Source organism: Methylocystis sp. B8, from assembly GCF_005771425.1.
Lineage (GTDB): Bacteria > Pseudomonadota > Alphaproteobacteria > Rhizobiales > Beijerinckiaceae > Methylocystis.
In genome coordinates this window covers 62,819-80,785 of sequence record NZ_VBTZ01000004.1, presented here as the reverse complement: position 1 = coordinate 80,785, position 17,967 = coordinate 62,819, and the positions used below count along the sequence as shown (strand labels likewise).

16 protein-coding genes are annotated in these 17,967 nt (G+C 63.0%); 5 read left to right on the top strand and 11 right to left on the bottom strand.

Annotated elements, in window-relative coordinates; all coding sequences use genetic code 11:
• Positions 1 to 516 precede the first annotated feature (516 nt).
• The gene (trmD, locus tag FEV16_RS09060) at positions 517 to 1,221 is read left to right on the top strand and encodes a tRNA (guanosine(37)-N1)-methyltransferase TrmD (RefSeq protein ID WP_138167307.1); all 705 of its coding nucleotides are present in this window, start codon (positions 517 to 519) and stop codon (positions 1,219 to 1,221) included.
• Between the two features lie 111 nt (positions 1,222 to 1,332).
• Complete coding sequence (locus FEV16_RS09055; protein ID WP_138167306.1) at positions 1,333 to 1,872, top strand: DNA starvation/stationary phase protection protein; 540 nt, start codon at positions 1,333 to 1,335, stop codon at positions 1,870 to 1,872.
• A gap of 22 nt (positions 1,873 to 1,894) precedes the next feature.
• Here the strand turns inward: FEV16_RS09055 and FEV16_RS09050 are convergent, their stop codons facing one another.
• The 11 genes from FEV16_RS09050 to FEV16_RS09000 form a co-directional block, all read right to left on the bottom strand.
• Positions 1,895 to 2,776, bottom strand: coding sequence for a 3-hydroxybutyryl-CoA dehydrogenase (locus FEV16_RS09050; protein WP_138167305.1), 882 nt, complete (start codon positions 2,774 to 2,776; stop codon positions 1,895 to 1,897).
• Between the two features lie 198 nt (positions 2,777 to 2,974).
• The gene (locus FEV16_RS09045; RefSeq protein ID WP_138167304.1) at positions 2,975 to 3,919 is read right to left on the bottom strand and encodes an FAD-binding protein; all 945 of its coding nucleotides are present in this window, start codon (positions 3,917 to 3,919) and stop codon (positions 2,975 to 2,977) included.
• Position 3,920: 1 nt separating this feature from the next.
• Positions 3,921 to 4,667 carry an electron transfer flavoprotein subunit beta/FixA family protein gene (locus FEV16_RS09040; RefSeq protein WP_138167303.1) on the bottom strand — a complete coding sequence of 249 codons (747 nt, stop codon included), beginning with the start codon at positions 4,665 to 4,667 and terminating at the stop codon, positions 3,921 to 3,923.
• A gap of 149 nt (positions 4,668 to 4,816) precedes the next feature.
• Positions 4,817 to 5,635, bottom strand: coding sequence for a rhomboid family intramembrane serine protease (locus tag FEV16_RS09035; RefSeq protein WP_138167302.1), 819 nt, complete (start codon positions 5,633 to 5,635; stop codon positions 4,817 to 4,819).
• Between the two features lie 168 nt (positions 5,636 to 5,803).
• Positions 5,804 to 7,231 (bottom strand): lipopolysaccharide biosynthesis protein, encoded by a 1,428-nt coding sequence (locus FEV16_RS09030; protein WP_138167301.1) that lies wholly within the window; start codon positions 7,229 to 7,231, stop codon positions 5,804 to 5,806.
• Positions 7,232 to 10,381 (bottom strand): isoleucine--tRNA ligase, encoded by a 3,150-nt coding sequence (locus FEV16_RS09025; protein WP_138167300.1) that lies wholly within the window; start codon positions 10,379 to 10,381, stop codon positions 7,232 to 7,234.
• A 326-nt stretch (positions 10,382 to 10,707) separates the two neighbouring features.
• A complete protein-coding gene (locus tag FEV16_RS09020; protein ID WP_138167299.1) occupies positions 10,708 to 10,980 on the bottom strand; it encodes a hypothetical protein in 273 nt (90 codons plus the stop codon).
• Between the two features lie 52 nt (positions 10,981 to 11,032).
• The gene (locus tag FEV16_RS09015) at positions 11,033 to 12,004 is read right to left on the bottom strand and encodes a bifunctional riboflavin kinase/FAD synthetase (protein ID WP_138167298.1); all 972 of its coding nucleotides are present in this window, start codon (positions 12,002 to 12,004) and stop codon (positions 11,033 to 11,035) included.
• Between the two features lie 14 nt (positions 12,005 to 12,018).
• Positions 12,019 to 12,504: a MaoC family dehydratase gene (locus tag FEV16_RS09010; RefSeq protein ID WP_138167297.1), complete on the bottom strand. Its 486-nt coding sequence runs from the start codon at positions 12,502 to 12,504 to the stop codon at positions 12,019 to 12,021.
• A 59-nt stretch (positions 12,505 to 12,563) separates the two neighbouring features.
• Positions 12,564 to 13,472 carry a TIGR01459 family HAD-type hydrolase gene (locus FEV16_RS09005; protein WP_138167296.1) on the bottom strand — a complete coding sequence of 303 codons (909 nt, stop codon included), beginning with the start codon at positions 13,470 to 13,472 and terminating at the stop codon, positions 12,564 to 12,566.
• Complete coding sequence (locus FEV16_RS09000; RefSeq protein ID WP_138167295.1) at positions 13,469 to 14,185, bottom strand: carbonic anhydrase; 717 nt, start codon at positions 14,183 to 14,185, stop codon at positions 13,469 to 13,471. Before FEV16_RS09000 ends, FEV16_RS09005 begins: the two co-directional genes overlap by 4 nt.
• A 114-nt stretch (positions 14,186 to 14,299) precedes the next feature.
• On the opposite strand from FEV16_RS09000, the gene FEV16_RS08995 reads away from it, so the two are divergent.
• The 3 genes from FEV16_RS08995 to FEV16_RS08985 all read left to right on the top strand — a co-directional run bounded on the left by FEV16_RS08995 (position 14,300) and on the right by FEV16_RS08985 (position 17,967).
• Positions 14,300 to 15,169 (top strand): CoA ester lyase, encoded by an 870-nt coding sequence (locus tag FEV16_RS08995; RefSeq protein WP_138167294.1) that lies wholly within the window; start codon positions 14,300 to 14,302, stop codon positions 15,167 to 15,169.
• Positions 15,170 to 15,234: 65 nt separating this feature from the next.
• Positions 15,235 to 16,551 carry a hypothetical protein gene (locus FEV16_RS08990; RefSeq protein ID WP_138167293.1) on the top strand — a complete coding sequence of 439 codons (1,317 nt, stop codon included), beginning with the start codon at positions 15,235 to 15,237 and terminating at the stop codon, positions 16,549 to 16,551.
• A 15-nt stretch (positions 16,552 to 16,566) separates the two neighbouring features.
• Positions 16,567 to 17,967, top strand: a complete 1,401-nt coding sequence (locus tag FEV16_RS08985; RefSeq protein WP_138167292.1) for a heme biosynthesis HemY N-terminal domain-containing protein — start codon at positions 16,567 to 16,569, stop codon at positions 17,965 to 17,967.

Genomic DNA, 17,967 nt, shown 5'->3' with positions numbered 1-17,967 from the left:
CTCGAGTCGAAAACCTCCGTAGCCCCATGCAGTTTGGAAAGCTTCGGACTGAAAGTCTGAGGGTCGTATCCGGCACTGTTTCCCGCCAGGATCGAAGAGATACGCGCTTGCGCCGCGCCCAAGAGTCGGCTCGTTAAATGGGACCTCCGAAACCTTATGATTGCCGATTCGAAGCGTCGCGCGCTTCATTTCCAACCCAAGTGAAAGCGGCCCCGGCGCGCCGGGGCGGCTAGCGCCTATGCGTTCATCGCGTTCGATTGTCGGAAGAGGTCGATACGGGCTGGGATTTTCCGAAAAGAATTGCGCAGGATTCAGGCACCAAGGGACTGCGGGTTTTGCAAGCGCGGCCGAGTGGAAAAGATAAGCGCACGACGCAAGCATAAGGGGAACAGGTTTCAGCATCGCAATGACCCTTGGGTAAAATGGCTCGCCGCAACGCCGCCGAGGTTACGCCGATACAACGGAGGCGCAACGTCAAATTCGCGCCCGTCGCCGCGGCGCCATATAACCCCTCTCATGTTCCGCGCGACGGTTCTCACCCTCTTCCCCGAAATGTTCCCGGGTCCCTTGGGCTTATCGCTCTCGGGCGATGCGCTTTCACGCGGCGTCTGGGCGCTGGAGACGAAACAGATTCGCGAGCACGGGCTCGGACGCCATCGCGCCGTCGACGACACGCCCGCCGGCGGCGGCCCCGGCATGGTGATGCGGGTCGACGTGCTGGCGGCGGTCATTGACGCGGCGGCGCCAGCCGACGATCCGCGCCCGCGCCTCTTCATGACGCCGCGCGGCAGGCCGCTGACGCAGGCGCGCGCGCGCGAACTCGCGCAGGGTCCTGGCGTGATCATCCTTTGCGCGCGTTTTGAAGGAGTCGACGAGCGCATCATCGAAGCCCGCGCGCTCGAAGAAATTTCAATTGGCGACTTTGTGCTCTCGGGCGGCGAGATCGCGGCGCTGGCGGTGATCGACGCTTGCGTTCGGCTGATCCCCGGCGTGATGGGCGAAGAAGCGTCGGGCGTTGAAGAAAGTTTTGAAGCAGGACTGCTCGAATATCCGCACTATACGCGCCCGCGCGACTTCGAGGGCCGCGACATCCCGGACGTACTGCTTTCCGGCGATCACGCGAAAATCGCCAAATGGCGCCATGAGCAGTCCCTAGCGCTCACCCGCGCGCGCCGTCCAGACCTCTTGGCGCAGCCGAGCAGCGCTTCCCGCCGACGCTGAATCTCTCCCGCTCTGCTCTATTTTTCATCTGGTCCGCCAAAGAGCGCGATCTAGCTAATGAGCAGCTCACCCGAGCTTGAGCCTGGAGCCAGGGCGCAAGGAGGCCCGCACATGCAGAAAGCAAAGACGCAGATGCACCCCGACACAGAACGTTCGGCGCTGAATACGCCGACCGATCTTGAGAAGCAGTCGACAATGAAGGTCGCCGCGGAAGTCAACAAGCTCGTCGCCGACGCCTTGGCGCTTTATCTCAAGACGAAGAATTTCCATTGGCACATGAGCGGCCCGCATTTCCGCGATTACCATCTGCTGCTGGATGAGCAGGCGACGCAGATTTACGCCACGGTCGACCCGCTGGCGGAGCGGGTGCGTAAGCTCGGTCAACCGACTCTGCGTTCGATTGGACAGGTCTCAAAGCTGTCGCGCATCAAGGATAATAACGAAGACTTCGTTTCGCCCTACGACATGCTTTGCGAATTGCTCGAAGACAACAAGACGATGGCCGAGTCCATGCGCAACGCACACAAGCTGTGCGACGACAATGACGACATCGCAACGGCCAGTCTGCTCGAAGTCTATGTCGACGAAACCGAGAAGCGGACCTGGTTTCTGTTCGAGGCGGCGCGCGGCGCCGGTCAAGGCGGCCACTAAGTGAGGATGGCCGATTGAAGCGCTAGCGCGTCGGCACGGGCGTGCCGCTGCGATAATCGTAGAAGCCGCGCTGCGTCTTTTTGCCAAGCCAGCCGGCTTCGACATATTTCACGAGCAGCGGACAGGGGCGGTATTTCGAATCCGCCAAGCCCTCATGCAGCACCTGCATGACCGAAAGACAGGTGTCGAGCCCGATGAAATCGGCGAGCTGCAGCGGCCCCATCGGATGGTTGGCGCCAAGCTTCATCGCCGTGTCGATCGCCTCGACGGAACCCACGCCTTCGTAGAGCGTATAGACCGCCTCGTTGATCATCGGCAGCAGAATGCGGTTGACAATGAAGGCGGGAAAATCCTCCGAAACGGAGACCGTCTTGCCGAGATGGGCGATGAACGCCTTGGCGTCTTCGAATGTCGCGTCATCCGTAGCGATGCCGCGAATGAGTTCGACGAGCTGCATGCGCGGCACCGGATTCATGAAATGAATGCCGATGAAGCGCTCGGGTCGGCCGGTCACCGACGCGAGACGCGTGATCGAGATCGACGAGGTATTGGAGCTGATGATCGCGTCCGCTTTGGTGACCTTGGCGAGATCGGCGAGGATCTTTCGCTTGACGTCTTCGACTTCGGTCGCCGCCTCGATGACGAGGTCGGAATCGGCGAAATCGGCGATTTTCGGCGCACCGGATATGCGCGCGAGCGCCGGCTCGATCTTAGCGGCGTCGAGCTGGCCGCGCTCGGCGGCGCGACGCATCTGGGCGGCGACGTCCGCCATGCTCGCGTCTATGCGCTCCTGCGAAATATCGTTAAGGGCGACGTCATAGCCGGCGAGCGCGCACACATGCGCGATCCCCTTACCCATCTGGCCCGCGCCGATGACGCCGATCTTGCGAATCTCGAAGCCCATGTTTTGACCACCGTCAGCCAAGCCAGCGCCGGGACAGCAACGGCCCGCCGCGCTGAGGCGTGCCGCAGTGCAATATAACTTGCGATCCTCTGCAAGGAAAACAAAGAAAAAGCAACTGCGGACCGCTTAGAAGCGAGCGCTCGGCCAATTTCGCAGCCGTCGCGCCCGCCGTGACCGGAGGGGCGGCTGTTTGTCTCATCAGCGGCCGATCTTGGCCAACTCCGCGTCGAGCTCCGGCAAAGCGGTGAAGAGGTCGGCGACAAGGCCATAGTCGGCGACCTGAAAAATTGGCGCCTCCTCGTCCTTGTTGATCGCGACGATCACCTTCGAATCCTTCATGCCCGCGAGATGCTGAATCGCGCCTGAAATTCCGGCGGCGATGTAGAGGTCCGGCGCCACCGCTTTTCCGGTCTGGCCGACCTGCAAGTCATTGGGGGCGTAGCCGGCGTCGACCGCGGCGCGGGACGCGCCGATCGCGGCGTTGAGCCGCGTCGCGACGGGGTCGAGCACTTTCTGGAAATTTTCCGCCGAGCCAAGCGCACGCCCGCCGGAGAGAATGACCCGCGCCGAGGTGAGCTCGGGACGCTCGGACTTCGCCAGCTCTTCACTCTTGAAGGCGGAAACGCCTGGGTTGGCCGGCGCGGCGATCGCCTCGATGGGCGCCGATCCGCCCTCGGGCGCAGCCGCAAAGGCGGTCGTGCGCACGGTGATCACTTTCTTTGCATCCTTCGCCCGAACAGTCTGGATCGCGTTGCCGGCGTAAATCGGCCGCTCGAATGTGTCGGCAGACACGACTTTGATGATGTCAGATACCTGCATGACGTCGAGCAGCGCAGCGACGCGCGGCATCACGTTTTTCGTCGCCGAGGTCGACGGCGCGATAATCACGTCATAGGCGCCGGCGAGCGAGACGATCAGCGCAGCGACGGTCTCGGCCAGAACATGATCGAGCGAAGCGTCTTCGGCATAGAGAACCTTGTCGACGCCGGCGAGTTTCGCCGCCTGCTCTGCGGCGCTCTTCAATCCGGGCCCGACGACGAGAACATGGATGGGGCCGCCGATCTCCTTGGCGGCGGCGAGCGCCTTTGCGGTCGCTGGCGCAAGCGCATTACCGCTAGTTTCGGCGAGAAGCAGAATCGTCATCTCAAAGCACTCCCGCTTCCTTGAGCTTGCCAACCAGTTCGACGACCGAGCCGACCTTGACGCCCGCCTTGCGCTTCGCAGGCTCGGCGGTCTTTAAAACTTCAAGGCGGGGCGAGACGTCGACGCCGTAGTCAGCGGGCGATTTTACGGCAACTTCTTTCTTCTTCGCCTTGATGATGTTGGGGAGCGAGGCGTAACGCGGCTCGTTCAAACGCAAATCCGTAGTGACGACTGCCGGCAGTTTCAGGCTGACGGTTTGCAGGCCGCCGTCAATCTCGCGCGTCACATCGACGGCGCCGGCGGCCATTTCGACCTTCGAGGCGAAGGTGCCCTGACCCCAGCCGAGCAGCGCGGCAAGCATCTGGCCCGTCTGATTGCAGTCGTCGTCAATCGCCTGTTTGCCCATGATGACGAGCTGAGGCTTTTCTTCCGCGACGACTTTGGCGAGAATCTTGGCGACGGCGAGCGGCTCGACGGTCTCGTCGGTCTTCACCAGAATGCCCCGGTCGGCGCCCATGGCGAGGCCGGTGCGCAAGGTCTCTTCCGCCTTGGCGGGGCCGATCGTGACCAGCACCACTTCCGTCGCCTTGCCGGCTTCCTTTAAGCGCAGCGCCTCTTCGACGGCGATTTCGTCGAAGGGATTCATCGACATTTTTACGTTGGCGAGATCGACGCCCGAACCATCCGCCTTGACTCTGATTTTGACGTTATAATCGACGACCCGTTTGACGGGCACGAGAATCTTCATCGCGCGACCCCTTGGTCTCCCTTGACCCTTTGGCGAGACGGTTGGGAGCGCCGCCTGCGCGCGCTCCACGTCGGCTAAAGCCGTTGCGCGGTCTGGTAGCGGGGGCGCGCCCGCGAGTCAAACCAAGCGATCGTGGCCAAACCGCGCAATCAGGGCGAATCCTCGCCCGCGTCTTGCGCGCTTGGCGCGGGCGTGAGCGGGCCGCCACGGTCAAAAAGCCTGTGACGGCGGCGCTTGAAGATCGGCGTCAGCACGAGACCCGCGGCAATGCCGCCGACATGCGCCATCCAGGCAATCGCGCCGCCCTCGCCCATAGAGGCGTTGATGAGCTGCATCAAAATCCAGGCCCCGACGAAAACCCAGCCCGAGGCGACAAAAGAGAACAGCGGCGCGCGCAGCCCAAGGACCGATTTGAGGCGCGTCCCGGAAAGCCAGGCGCCGAGCCAGATCGGCGCGAGCGCCAGCGAAAGCGGCGGAAAAATTCCGGCGACCGTTACGCGCGGATAGAGCAGCAGAAAGGCCGCGCAGACTCCGGAGATCGCGCCGGACGCGCCGACAAGCGGCATGATCGAATGCGGCGTGGCGTAAATATAGAACACGCCGGAAGCAATGCCGCAGGAAAGATAAAACAACAGAAAGTGAAGCGAACCCATCGCGTCTTCGACATTGTCGCCGAAGACGTAAAGGAACAGCATGTTCGAGCCGAGGTGGAGCAGAGAGGAGTGAAAGAAAAGCGCGGTGACGAGCGTCAGCGCCGGCGGCGGTCCGACGATCCAGTCGGCGAGCTCTGCTTCGCCAAAGAGCACGCGGGGAATAATCGCGAAGCCTCGGATGATCGTCAGCGGATCGCCGAAAAGCTCGCTCTGCACGAGGAGGAATACGACCACGTTAATGGCGATCAGCGTCCAGGTTACGATCGGCCGGCGCAAATAACGCAGCGGCGCGTCGTCATAGATCGGCATCACCATCGGCGCGCTCCTTTCGACCGTTAGAGCGCGCTGCGAAAAAGTGGGAACCGGTTTTTCGCGTGGAGCGCGCTCTCAACTTTTGGAATCGATCACGTTATCTGCATTTGGGCGATTCCGCACAAATGCAGCGTGATCTAGCCTAACATATGGCGACGCCGACGGGTTACGTCACGGGCGGACGAACCGACGGCCGACCAAGGACGCGACGAGATCGCCGAGCCCTGCGATGTTGAAAGCGACGGTCAGGAGCCCATAAACGGCGACGCCGACAAGGATTTGCGCGATCAGCGTGAGAAGGCCCGGCGTCATCTCGCGAAGCGGGGTAAGGGCAAGCGACATCGCGCCCGTCGCGACAAGCGCCGCGAAGATGTCCCAAAACGACGGCCAAACGGGCTGCGTGCGCAACGCGAAATAGACGGTCGCGACAAGCGCCGCAATATAGGCGCCGCCCTGCGCGATGGCGAGATTGGAGGCGTCCTCGCCCCAGGGCAAAATGAAGAGCAACGCCAATCCGAAGGCGACCGCCGCAAGGGCCGCGACAATGAGCGGCGTCGTCTTCTTTTCGATCTGAAACACCGGATTGACGCCAAAGAGAATGACGCCCATTGCGAAGAGGCCGGGCAAGAGCAGGCCGAGGTAATGGCCGAACGGACCACGATATTGCGCCGGAACGATCAAGGCTTCGATCGACGGCATGACAAACCAGAGTCCGGCGCAGGCTGGCAACAGAAAGGCGACGACGATGCCCATGTTGCGCGCGATCTGCTCCTTGGCGCGATCGACGCCGTGAAGTTCATGCGCCGCGACGGCGATCTGAAAGAGAAGAACATCGAGGGCCGAACCGAGCGCCTGCACCGCGCGCACGCCAAGATCATAGGCGAGCGCGAACTGGCCGGTCTCGGCGAAACCGAAGACGCTCGCGACGATCGAACGCGCCGCTAGCGGCATGGCCTGATAGAGAAGATGAGCCGCCACAATCGGCGCGCTGTATGCTGCGAGCGCGCGCGCATTCTGACTCGAAGCTGCGTAAATATCGGCGCCGGGGTCGAGAAGCGCGCGACGGCCAAGAACGACCGTGCCGAACAGGCTTGCAATTCCACCCGCGAGGGCCACGGCAGCCGAATGAAAGATAAAGGCGCCGCCGCCGATAAGCACGAGCGCCAGCGCATTTTTGGCGAGCATCAGGCGCACATAGGCGCGGTCATGAAAGCGCGCGCGCACCAGAGCCGTGCAATAGTCAAACAGTCCGTTAGCGACCGCTGTGAGTAGCGCCAGCAGTATGAGGTTGGTTTCGAAGTCGAGCGGCGGGCCGATCAGCGCATAAATTCCCGTCGCCGTTCCGAGAAAAAGCGTGACCGCGATGAAGGACGCATCGAGAGTAGAGCGTACGACTGGCTCCTTGTCGCGCGTGCGCTTCGAATAAAAACGCGTCGCCGAAAGACGCAGCCAGTCATAGAGCGCCGTCTGCACGACGACGGCGATGGAGAAGGCGAGCGCGAAGCGGCCGTATTCCTCGGGGCCGAGAAATTTCGCCACCGTCAGGCCGATGATGAAATTGACGATCGTATTGGCGAGAAAAGCGAGAAGAACGTTCACTTAAGAGCCTACCCCGCTCCAGCGGCCAAGCGCGACAAGTTCGCGCAACGCCTGCGCGTCGCGCGGCGTCACGTCGGGAAAATCTCGATCCGCCGTCGCGGGGTCGAAATATTTCCACGAGCGCGCGCATTTGACCCCGGCGGCGCGTTGCGGAACCACGGCGACGCCGGGCGCTTCCGGCAGTCGGAACGCCTCCGGCGGGCCTTCCCCCGGGAGAACGCGGATGTCCGAGGCGATGCAGATTTCGGCGAAATCGACGCCATCGAGCGCTGCGCGCAATGAATCGTCCGAGATGTAGACGATCGGCGCCGCCTCTAACGAAGAGCCGATGCGTTTTTGCGCGCGTTCGATTTCGAGCGCGCCGGTGACGACGGAGCGGATCTTACGGATCTTCTCCCATTTGGCCGCAAGCGCGTCGTCGCGCCATGCGTCGGGAACGGTCGGAAAATGTTCGAGATGCACCGACTGCCCATTCGGATAACGCGACAGCCACGCCTCCTCGGCCGTGAAGACGAGAATTGGCGCAAGCCATGTCGTGACGCCGCGGAAGATCCTATCGATGGTCGCGAGCGCCGCCTTGCGTTTGACGCTTGATGGCGGATCACAATAGAGCGCGTCTTTGCGCACGTCGAAATAGAAGGCCGAAAGATCGCTCGTCATGAAATGGGTGAGCAGCGCGACGACGCGCTTATAGTCGTATGTCGCATATGACGCACGGATCGACTCGTCGAGCTGATGCACACGATGGAGCATGAGGCGTTCGAGTTCTCCCGCCTCGCTGATCGCCGCATCATCGTTTGGCTGATAATGCGCAAGCGCGCCGATCATCCAGCGCAGCGTGTTGCGCAGCTTGCGATAAAGCTCGACGAAGGTCTTGAGAATTTCGGGACCGACGCGCAGATCGTCGGCATAGTCCGACGCCGCGACCCAGAGACGCATGATGTCGGCGCCGGAATCGGCGATGATTTTTTGCGGCGCGACGACATTGCCGAGCGACTTCGACATTTTGCGTCCCTTCTCGTCGAGCACGAAGCCATGCGTCAGCACGGCGTCGTAAGGCGCGCGGCCGCGCGTGCCGCAGCTTTCGAGAAGAGAGGAATGAAACCAGCCACGATGCTGATCGGAGCCTTCGAGATACATGATCTCGTCCTCGCCGCCGTCGCGCTTGCGGCGGATGCCGGCGAGCATCGGGAAATGAATGGGGTCTTCGAGCGTGAACGCGTGCGTCGAGCCTGAATCGAACCAGACGTCGAGAACGTCGGCGATCTTCTCGTAATCTTCGGGTCTATATTCGGGCGAGAGAAAACGTTCGGCGGCGTTCGCTTCATACCAGGCGTCGGCGCCTTCCTTCTCGAAAGCCTCGATGATGCGTGCGTTGACGTGCGCGTCGACGAGCGGCGCATGGGTATTCTTCTTGACGAAGACCGCGATCGGCACGCCCCAGGCGCGCTGGCGGGACACGACCCAGTCGGGGCGATTTTGAATCATCCCGCGGATGCGGTTCTCTCCCGCCGCCGGCGTCCATGTCGTGCGCGCAATTTCTTCAAGCGCGATCTCGCGCAGAGTCGGTAGATTCCCAGGAACCTCATCCTGAGGAGCGTGCGAAGCGCGCGTCTCGAAGGATGCTTTCTCCCTCCCCTTGACGGGGAGGGTCGCATCGCGAAGCGATGTGGGGTGGGGTGATACATCTTGGCCCCCCACCCGACCGCCTTCGGCGGCCGACCTCCCCGCAAGGGGGAGGTAGGGCGGCGCGCCGAACGGCTTATCCATTGCGATGAACCATTGCGGCGTGTTGCGAAAGATCACCGGCTTCTTCGAGCGCCATGAATGCGGATATTGGTGCTTTAATTTTCCGCGCGCGATGAGATTGCCGGATTGAATCAGCGCGGCGATCACCGCCTCATTGGCGTCGCCCTTGTCGCCCTTCTCGGTGATGACGCGCTTTCCTTCAAAGCCCGGCGCGTCCTTCGTATAGAAGCCGTCCTCGTCGACCGCATAGGGAATCCGAGAATCGATGCCGCGCGACTGCAGCGCGCGCGCATGCGCCATCCAGATGTCGAAGTCCTCACGGCCATGGCCCGGCGCCGTATGCACGAAGCCCGTGCCCGTATCGTCAGTGACATGTTCGCCATCGAAAAGCGGCACGTCGAAGTCATAGCCAAGATGCGCGAGCGGATGCGCGCAGATCAATTCGGCGAGCATCGCGGCGGGCACGTCGTGCAAACGCTCATAACCGTCGACCTTGGCCGCCTTGAACACATCGCTCGCCAGCTTGTCAGCGATGACGAAACTCGCTCCAGGCAGCGCCCAATTGCCATCCGGCGCATGAGTGACTCGATAAAGTCCGTAATCGATTTTCGACGAGAAGGAGATCGCGCGGTTGCCGGGCAGCGTCCAGGGCGTCGTCGTCCAGATGATGATGCGCGCGTCGCTCAGCTCCCCTTCGGCGCCGCGCGGGATTGGAAACGCCACCCATACCTGATCGCTCGTATAATCCTCATATTCGACTTCAGCTTCAGCCAATGCCGTTTTTTCGACGACGCTCCACATCACCGGCTTCGAGCCGCGATAGAGCAAGCCGTTCGCCGCGAATTTCATGATCTCGCGCGCGATCGTCGCTTCCGCCGGATAGGCCATCGTCGAATAGGGATGATCCCATTCGCCGGCTACTCCTAAGCGCTTGAATTCCTCGCGCTGAACGTCGAGCCAATGTTGCGCATAGGCGCGACATTCGCGACGGAAGGCGATCATCGCGTCGGGATGGGAGAAGTCCGGCTTCTGCTTGCCCTTGGCGCGGTAATTCTCTTCCTCGATCTTCCATTCGATCGGCAGGCCGTGGCAATCCCAGCCCGGCACATAGACGCAGTCCTTGCCCGTCATGCGCTGGCTGCGCGTCACGAGATCCTTGAGGATCTTATTGAGCGCATGGCCGATATGAATATTGCCATTCGCGTAAGGCGGCCCGTCGTGAAGCGTGAATTTTGGTCGGCCTGCGCCGGCTTCGCGCATCTTCTTTTCTAGGCCGATCGTCTCCCAGCGCTTGAGGATTTCCGGCTCGCGCTGCGGCAGGCCGGCGCGCATCGGAAAATCCGTGACCGGCAGATAGAGGCTCTTCGAATAGTCCGGCCCTTTCGGGCTGTCGTCGTTCATTGTCGTGAAAACCGCTCGGGCGACGTGACGCGCCATAACCGCCGCTGTCATCGCGCTGATTAGAGGAATTGTGGAAAGAGCGCCAACCGCGCCGTACCCGGACTTGCGCGAGCGATCAGCTCAAGGAGCGCGCCGCGAAAAAGTGGAACCCGGTTTTTCGCATAGGGCGCGCGCCAAATTACTGGATCGATCACGTCATCTGCATTTGGGCTATCGCCCAAATGCAGCGTGATCTCGCGCAGCCCGGGACGGTAATTCGAATGGCGATCAGGAAAGGCATCTGGTCCTCAATATCAGCGCAAACCAAACTGTAAAGGGGAACCAAGCTAGCGCGGCCGTCTCAGGCCCAGCAGGCCGGCCAGATAGGCGAAACCGCCAACGACCACAGCGATGAGCAGCAACACCAGAAACGCGCCGGAAAGCAGCGTAAAGCCTATGAACAGAAACAGCAGCAGCGCCGCGGTGACGATCAGGCTCTGCCACGGCGATAGCTTGACGACCTTGATCCGCCCGGCGCCGGTCGCGACCCAGAGCCGAGAGGCCTCGGTCTCCTCGCCTGGCAAGATGATTTCGACCCGTCCCTTGGGCTCTTCGTCCATGGCGCTTTCCTCCTGTCCCCAAGCTAGATCGCGCGCAGATTATGGCAACAGATTATGCGCTCTGGCCCGCCACGCCGCCATCGGCCATTATTCTTCGCGCTTCTTTGGCGTCGAGGCGCATCCTTTCGACCAACGCCTCGACGCTGTCGAATTTCGCTTCTGATCGGATGAAACCATAGAAGGCGACTTCGACCTCTTTGCCGTAAAGATCGCCGTCGAAATCGAAGACGAAGACTTCAAGGAGCGGCGCGCCATTGTCGAAGGTGGGCCGACGACCGAAGCTCGCGACGCCGTGATGAATTTTGCCATCGACTTCGATCGTCACGGCGTAAATCCCGTGCTTAAGCCGATTGGCCGGATCAAGTGCGATATTGGCGGTGGGAAAGCCCAATTCACGCCCACGCTTGTCGCCGTGACACACGGTCCCGCGGACGAAATAGGGGTGGCCAAGAAGCCGCCGCGCAAGCGCCACGTCGCCGCGTTCGAGCGCTTCGCGAGTCGCCGTCGAGGACACCGCTTCGAGGCTGCCCTCTTCGTCCTGAGTGATGCGGTCGACGATCTCGACGATCATCCCGAGTCTTTCCCCTTCTGCGCGCAAAAACTCCGGTCCGCCCTCGCGGCCCGCGCCGAAACGAAAATCATAGCCGGCGACAACGGCCGAAAGCCGTAACCGCTTGTGCAGGATCTCTTCGGTGAAGACGCGGGCCGGGCTTTGCGCAAAGTCCTTGTCAAAGGTGAGAACGATCACGCCGTCGAGTCCGAGGCGCGCCGCTTGCGCCGCCTTCGCGTCAGGGGGCGTGAGGCGAAAAATTACCGTTTGTCCGGCGAAGAAATCCGCCGGATGAGGCTCGAAGGTCAAGAGAATGCAAGGGCGCGAAAGTTTTGCGGCGAGCGCCTGGGCCCGGGCGATGACGCCGCGGTGGCCCCTGTGCAGCCCGTCGAAATTGCCGATTGCGGCGACGGCGCCTTCGAGACCGAGCGGCGGCGCGTCAGGGTCGCGCGTGACGATGAAGGACGCGGACAAGGCGGGCCCGAAAATTAAGCTGAGGCCGGCTTCGCCTCCACCGGCGCTGGCGCTGGGGCGCGGATCGCCTGCTCGCGGCTCGGCACCATGACGAAGGCCTCGCCGTCAAGCACAACCTTGCCGTCGACGAGACATTCGCATTTGAGCTTGGCGCGCCGGCCTTTTTCAATGAGCTCCACCACCTCGACAATGACGGTGATAACGTCGCCGATCTTCACCGGCGCGCGGAAATTCAAGGTCTGCGATAGATAGACGGCGCCGGGACCTGGCAGATACATGCCGATGACCGTCGAGATGAGAGAGGCCGTATAGAGGCCGTGCACGATGCGCTCGCCGAAGCGGGTCTTCGAGGCGAAGTGATCGGAGAGATGAATCGGATTGCGATCGCCGGAAAGATCGGCGAAGGCGATCACGTCGTCGTCCATCACCGCCTTCATCAGCGTCTCGCGCATGCCGACGCTCAGATCTTCGAAATAGTAGATTTTGAACGGCGTCGACATGGAGGCACCGGAGAGTTGCGTCGCGGACGTGACCGCAGGAGAGGCCTGCGCAGCCCCTTTTACCAGAAAAGCTCGCGAGCCAAAGCCTTGGGACGAGCGCCAGCGCGCGTAAAGAGCGATTCAAGCGCCGTTTCATCGAGCGCGCCCCCTTCGGGATGCAGTTCCTCACGATGCACGCCATGGATGATGAAAAGGCAATCGAGCCCGGCGCGGCCCGCTCCGGCGAGGTCCGTGAAGGCGCCGTCGCCGATCGCCAGCGTGCGCGATTTGTCGATTTCGCCGCCATGCAGATTTTTGAGCCGCTCCAAGGCGGCGGCGTAGATCGGCGCGTGCGGCTTGCCGAAGGTCAGGACGCGGCCGCCGATCGCCGCATAGCGCTCCGCCAAGGCGCCGGCGCAGTAAACGAGATCATTGCCGATCGCGACAACGATGTCGGGATTGGCGCAGAGCATCGTCAGATCGCGCGCTTTCAGCGTCGCCAGCTGTTCGTCATAGTCCGCAGGCGTTTCGTTGCGCTCATCGAAGAGTCCGGTGCAAACGACGTAATCGGCGGCTTCCGGCCCGACGCGCATGATCGGCGCGCCGACGCGGCGCGCCGCCTCGCGGAAGAGACCATCGTCGCGCGCCGGGCCAAGGTGATAGACCGCTTGTCCATTGCGCGCCACGATCTCGCGCAGCGCGAGCTCGCCCGCGGAAACGAGATCGTCGAAACAGTCTTGCGGGACGCCAAGGCCAAGGAGCTGTCGGCGCACCTCTTCATCCGGCCGCGAGGCGTTGGTGATCAGCACGACCGTCCCGCCTTTCGCGCGGAAACGCTTCAGCGCCTCGGCGGCTTCGGGGAAATGGCGGCGCCCGTCGATCAGCACCCCCCAGCCGTCGCAGAGAATCGCGTGATAGCCGCCGGCGATCTCGCGCAGACCGGCGATGAACGGAATGTGGCTTGAGTCAGACGAGCCGCCCGGCGTCAAAAGCGCGCCTCGGCGAAAGCGGCGGCGTAGGCCTTCTCGCAAACGGGGTTGAAAGCCCCGGTCGATTCGTCGAGCACGAACAGCCGGCCGTCCGTGATCCGGAACAAGGCCCCGTGCAGCCGCAGATGCCTATGATGTTCGAGCACCTGGATCATGGGAAAGGAGCGCAGATTGCGCAGCGTCTGCTTTACCGCTTCGAATTCGAGTCGCTCGACGTAGAGACTGTCCCTGGGATTGGGCGGAACCCCAAGGCGATCCGCCGCAGGGCCAAGCATCTTGATCCAGTCGCCGATGAAGTCGCTGTGGCTCAGCCGAGGCGCGTCGGGCTCCGCGGCGATTTCCGCGTAGGCGCGAACGCCGCCGCATTGGCCATGGCCGAGCACGACGACGTCGGAAACTTTCAGGGCCATGACGGCGTATTCGAGCGCCGCCGAAGCGCCGTGATAATGATCGTCGGGCTCAAAAGGCGGGACCAGCGCCGCGACATTGCGCAAGACGAAAAGCTCGCCCGGACCGGCGTTGAAGATCGCTTCGGGCGCGACGCGCGAGTCGCAGCAGCTGATGACCATGGTTCTGGGCGTCTGGCCCTTGACCGCCAATTCTTCGAACCGGTCATGCTCGGCAAGAAAACGCCCGCTGAGGAAGGACTCATACCCCTCAACGAGCGCTTGCGGCAGACCGGTCGCGCCGGGCGACGCCTCGTCATCTGCCATTTAACGCTCCCTTCGTGCGCCTTATGCCAGGCGGATGGCGAACCTTGCGGTTATTGTGTAGATCACGCGGCGGGGTCAAGAGATGGCCGGACCGTTTCGACACTGGGGCTTTGAATGATTTCGCGACTGAAGCGCAGCGTGCTGGCCATGCCGGGCTCGAACGCCCGCGCGCTGGAGAAAGGCAAGACGCTTTCCGCCGATGTCCTGATGTTCGAACTCGAAGATGGGGTCGCCGAATCCGCCAAGGCGACGGCGCGCGAGCAGGTCGCGGCGGCGGTGGCGGGCGGCGGCTACGGAGCGCGCCAACTTGTGGTGCGCGTCAACGCCCGCGGCTCGGAGTGGTATCGGCCGGACGTCGCGGCAATCGCGCCACTAGGCCCAGACGCCATCGTCATTCCGAAGGTCAATTCGCGTGATGAGGTCCTGAAGGCGGCGGCTGATCTCGTCGCCGCAGGCGCGCCGCACAAGACGCGACTTTGGGCGATGATCGAAACGCCGCGCGCCGTCTTCGACATCGAAAAGATCGCAAGCGCGGCCGACGATCACGCGGCGCGCCTCGAAGTTCTGGTGCTTGGCCCCAACGACATCGCCAAATCGACCCGCGCGCGATTGACGCCGGGACGCCAAGCGCTGCTCTCTTGGCTTTCGGCCGGCGTGCTTGCGGCGCGGGTCCATAACATCGAGATCATCGACGGCATCTACAACGACTTCAACGACCTCGACGGTCTGCGTCGCGAGGCGGAGCAGGGACGCGATTTCGGATTTGATGGCAAGATGCTCATTCATCCAAGCCAGATCGGCCCAGTGAACGAAATTTTCGCCCCAAGTCATGAAGAGGTCGATTTTGCGCGCCGGATCATCGCGGTGTTCGACGAACCGGAAAACGCCGACAAGGGCGTGGTGCAGATCGACGGCAAAATGGTCGAACGTCTGCATCTCGACATTGCCAGGCGCACGTTGCAGCTTGTCGAAGCGGCGAGTTGACGCAGCCCATTTTGCGGGCGCCGGATGCTTCAACTATAAAGGTGCGGGACAGCAAGGATTCGCCAATGGTCTCGCCGGACGACGAAGAACCGAACCGCGTCGAATATTCGGAAGCGCCGCTCGAACCGGCGGAAATCCCTCCTGAACCGCCGCCAGCGCCCGTCATACGCAAGCGCCGCCGCTCCGTTCTCCTCCCGCTGCTGTCGACGTTACTGCTGCTCATCCTCCTTGCAGGGGCTGCTCTTTATGCGGCGATCGCCTTCAAGGACAAGGACGAGCGGTTAAAGGCGGTCGCCGATTATGCGGAGCCTTACGTCGATCAGGCGAGCAGCGCCTTCGGCGACCTGCAAGAAAGGGCCCGCTCGCTCTTCGGCGAGGCCGGTCCCACTCGCACGACGGAAATAGCGCCCGAGGCTCAGCCGAGCGCGCCGCCTGCGGCTCAGCAAGTCGCGCCCCAGAAACCCGCCGACAGGGCGGTTGAACCCCTGCCGCAAGAGACGCGCTCCGAGCCCACGACGAACGCTGCGGTAGAATCGCAGAAGGCGGCAGTCGTCGCGTTGCAAGGCCGCGTCGATTCAACCGAAGACACGGCGCAACGCGCGCTGCGCGCCGCGGAAGCGGCGGAGGCGGCCGCCAATGCCGCTCGCGTGGCGGCCGAAGCGGCGACGAAAACGAGCCTGGCGACCACTCCCGCAGAAAGCGGCCAAGAAGGCGCGCTGACCGTCAGCGAGCAGGTGACGGCGCTTGAGGGTCGCATCGACGAACTCGGCGACGAAATTAAAGCGCTGCGCGAGCGGCTCGAGGCTCCCAAAAGCGAAACCCGCGCGGCGCCGGAAGCCTCCGCGGCCAAGACGGCGGAAGGGCCGGCGTCGGTCGTCGTCATCGCCTATGCGCTGCAGCGCGAGCTTGAGGCAGGGCGCCCCTACGCCGTGGAAATCAAGGCGCTAACGCGGCTCGGCGGGGACCAGGCGGCGTTGGCCGCGCTTACGCCCTTCGCCGAGAAAGGCGCGCCGACCGCTACGCAACTAAAGGCTGACTTCGCGCCGGCCGCCAAACGCATTCGCGCGTTGGAAAGCGGCGATTCCGGCGATCTCGCGCAACACCTCATGAAGGGCGCGAGCAAACTCGTGCGCGTGCGGCCCTCCGGCCAGGCGCCGACGACGGAGGCGCAGACCGTCGAAGAAAAGGTCGCTCACATCGAAGCGGCGCTCGACCACGGCGACTTGGCGCAGGCCAACGCGCTCTTCTCGGCGCTCCCCGAAGCGGCCCAGAACGAGGCCAAGGACTTCGGCGCGACGCTGCGCGCCCGCATAGACGCGGGGAAGGCGGCCGACGATCTGCTGCATGGCGCGATCGCCGCGCTCGGCGCAACGAAGGAATAAGCAGGACCAATCGCCATGCTGTTTCTCCTCTTTTTCATCATTGCGCTTGCGGCCGTCGCTTACGGGCTCGAATGGCTGATCGAGCAGCCGGGTTCGCTGACGCTCGATTTCGCGGGCTATCAATTCGAGGCGTCGATACCGGTCGCGGTCGCGGGCCTGCTGCTGATCATCGCCGCGACGATCCTGCTCTGGGCGATCGCCACCGCAGTGGTGCGTCTGCCGGGCCGCTGGACCGGCGGTTCGCGGATGAAGCGCCGCGATAAAGGCTTTGACGCCCTTTCGCAGGGCCTCATCGCGGTCGGCTCCGGGGACGCGGCCCGCGCCCGCAAGGCCGCTTACGTCGCCGAACGCCTACTGCCGAACGAGCCGCTTACGCAGTTTCTGAAGGCGCAGGCCGCACAGCTCGCTGGCGACCGGCGCGTCGCGGAAGAAACCTTCCACAAGATGACCTTGAAGCCCGAGACGAAACTTCTCGGGCTGCGCGGGCTGCATATCGAAGCACGCCGGCGCGAGGACACTGAAGCCGCGCATCATTTCGCCAAGGAGGCGCATGACATCGCGCCGCTGCCCTGGGCGGGATCCGCGATGCTCGAGCATCTCGCCGCGCAGGGCGATTGGGAAAAGGCGCGCGAAGCGATCGAGGCAAGCCTCGTGGCCAAGGCCATCGACGCGCAAACGGCGCAAAATATGCACGCGGTTGTCGAAACCGCCATGGCGATGGAGAAGGAGCGCGACCATCCGCACGACGCGCTGCATCTCGCGCGCCAGGCCTTGAAGCGGCGGCCCGGCTTTGCGCCCGCCGCTGTGGCCGCGGCGCGGGTGCTTGTTCGCCATGGCGACCGAAAGAGCGCATTGAAGCTCATCGAAACGGTGTGGGCCACGAAGCCGCATCCCGATCTCGCGGCGGCCTATCTTGAGGCGCTGTCGGGCGAGTCGAACGCGGCAAAACTCGCCCGAGTGGAAAAGCTGGCGCGGGCCGCGCCCAATGCGCCCGAGAGCCGGCATATTGTCGCCGAGGTCGCCCTGTCGGCCCGCAATTTCGCCAAAGCGCGAGATTCGCTCGCGCCGCTTGTCGCCGACGGACGACATCCGACTGCGCATACCTGCCTGTTGATGGCCGAGATCGAAGACGCCGAGCAAGGGCCGTCGGGTCCGGTGCGCGAATGGCTCGCCCGCGGCTCGCGCGCGCCGCGCGATCCGGTCTGGATCGCCGACGGAGTCGTTTCGAAAAGCTGGCTGCCGATTTCACCCGTCACCGGCCGGCTCGACGCCTTCGAATGGAAGCCGCCGCCGGACTCCGCACAACATTTGACCGAAGAAGGCAAGCCTAATATTCCGGCCGCCTTTTTGACGCGCCCCGCCGAACCTGTCGCTTTGCCTTCGTCCGATGTCTCAGGGGAAGCGACGGCGGGCTAG

Bases quoted from the DNA above. Each gene is read 5' to 3' on its own strand.
- FEV16_RS09045 (WP_138167304.1), bottom strand. From the start codon at position 3,919: ATGACGATTCTGCTTCTCGCCGAAACTAGCGGTAATGCGCTTGCGCCA.
- FEV16_RS09055 (WP_138167306.1), top strand. From the start codon at position 1,333: ATGCAGAAAGCAAAGACGCAGATGCACCCCGACACAGAACGTTCGGCG.
- FEV16_RS08990 (WP_138167293.1), top strand. From the start codon at position 15,235: ATGGTCTCGCCGGACGACGAAGAACCGAACCGCGTCGAATATTCGGAA.
- FEV16_RS09040 (WP_138167303.1), bottom strand. From the start codon at position 4,667: ATGAAGATTCTCGTGCCCGTCAAACGGGTCGTCGATTATAACGTCAAA.
- FEV16_RS08995 (WP_138167294.1), top strand. From the start codon at position 14,300: ATGATTTCGCGACTGAAGCGCAGCGTGCTGGCCATGCCGGGCTCGAAC.
- FEV16_RS08985 (WP_138167292.1), top strand. From the start codon at position 16,567: ATGCTGTTTCTCCTCTTTTTCATCATTGCGCTTGCGGCCGTCGCTTAC.
- FEV16_RS09010 (WP_138167297.1), bottom strand. From the start codon at position 12,504: ATGTCGACGCCGTTCAAAATCTACTATTTCGAAGATCTGAGCGTCGGC.
- FEV16_RS09000 (WP_138167295.1), bottom strand. From the start codon at position 14,185: ATGGCAGATGACGAGGCGTCGCCCGGCGCGACCGGTCTGCCGCAAGCG.
- trmD (WP_138167307.1), top strand. From the start codon at position 517: ATGTTCCGCGCGACGGTTCTCACCCTCTTCCCCGAAATGTTCCCGGGT.
- FEV16_RS09025 (WP_138167300.1), bottom strand. From the start codon at position 10,381: ATGAACGACGACAGCCCGAAAGGGCCGGACTATTCGAAGAGCCTCTAT.
- FEV16_RS09050 (WP_138167305.1), bottom strand. From the start codon at position 2,776: ATGGGCTTCGAGATTCGCAAGATCGGCGTCATCGGCGCGGGCCAGATG.
- FEV16_RS09035 (WP_138167302.1), bottom strand. From the start codon at position 5,635: ATGGTGATGCCGATCTATGACGACGCGCCGCTGCGTTATTTGCGCCGG.
- FEV16_RS09020 (WP_138167299.1), bottom strand. From the start codon at position 10,980: ATGGACGAAGAGCCCAAGGGACGGGTCGAAATCATCTTGCCAGGCGAG.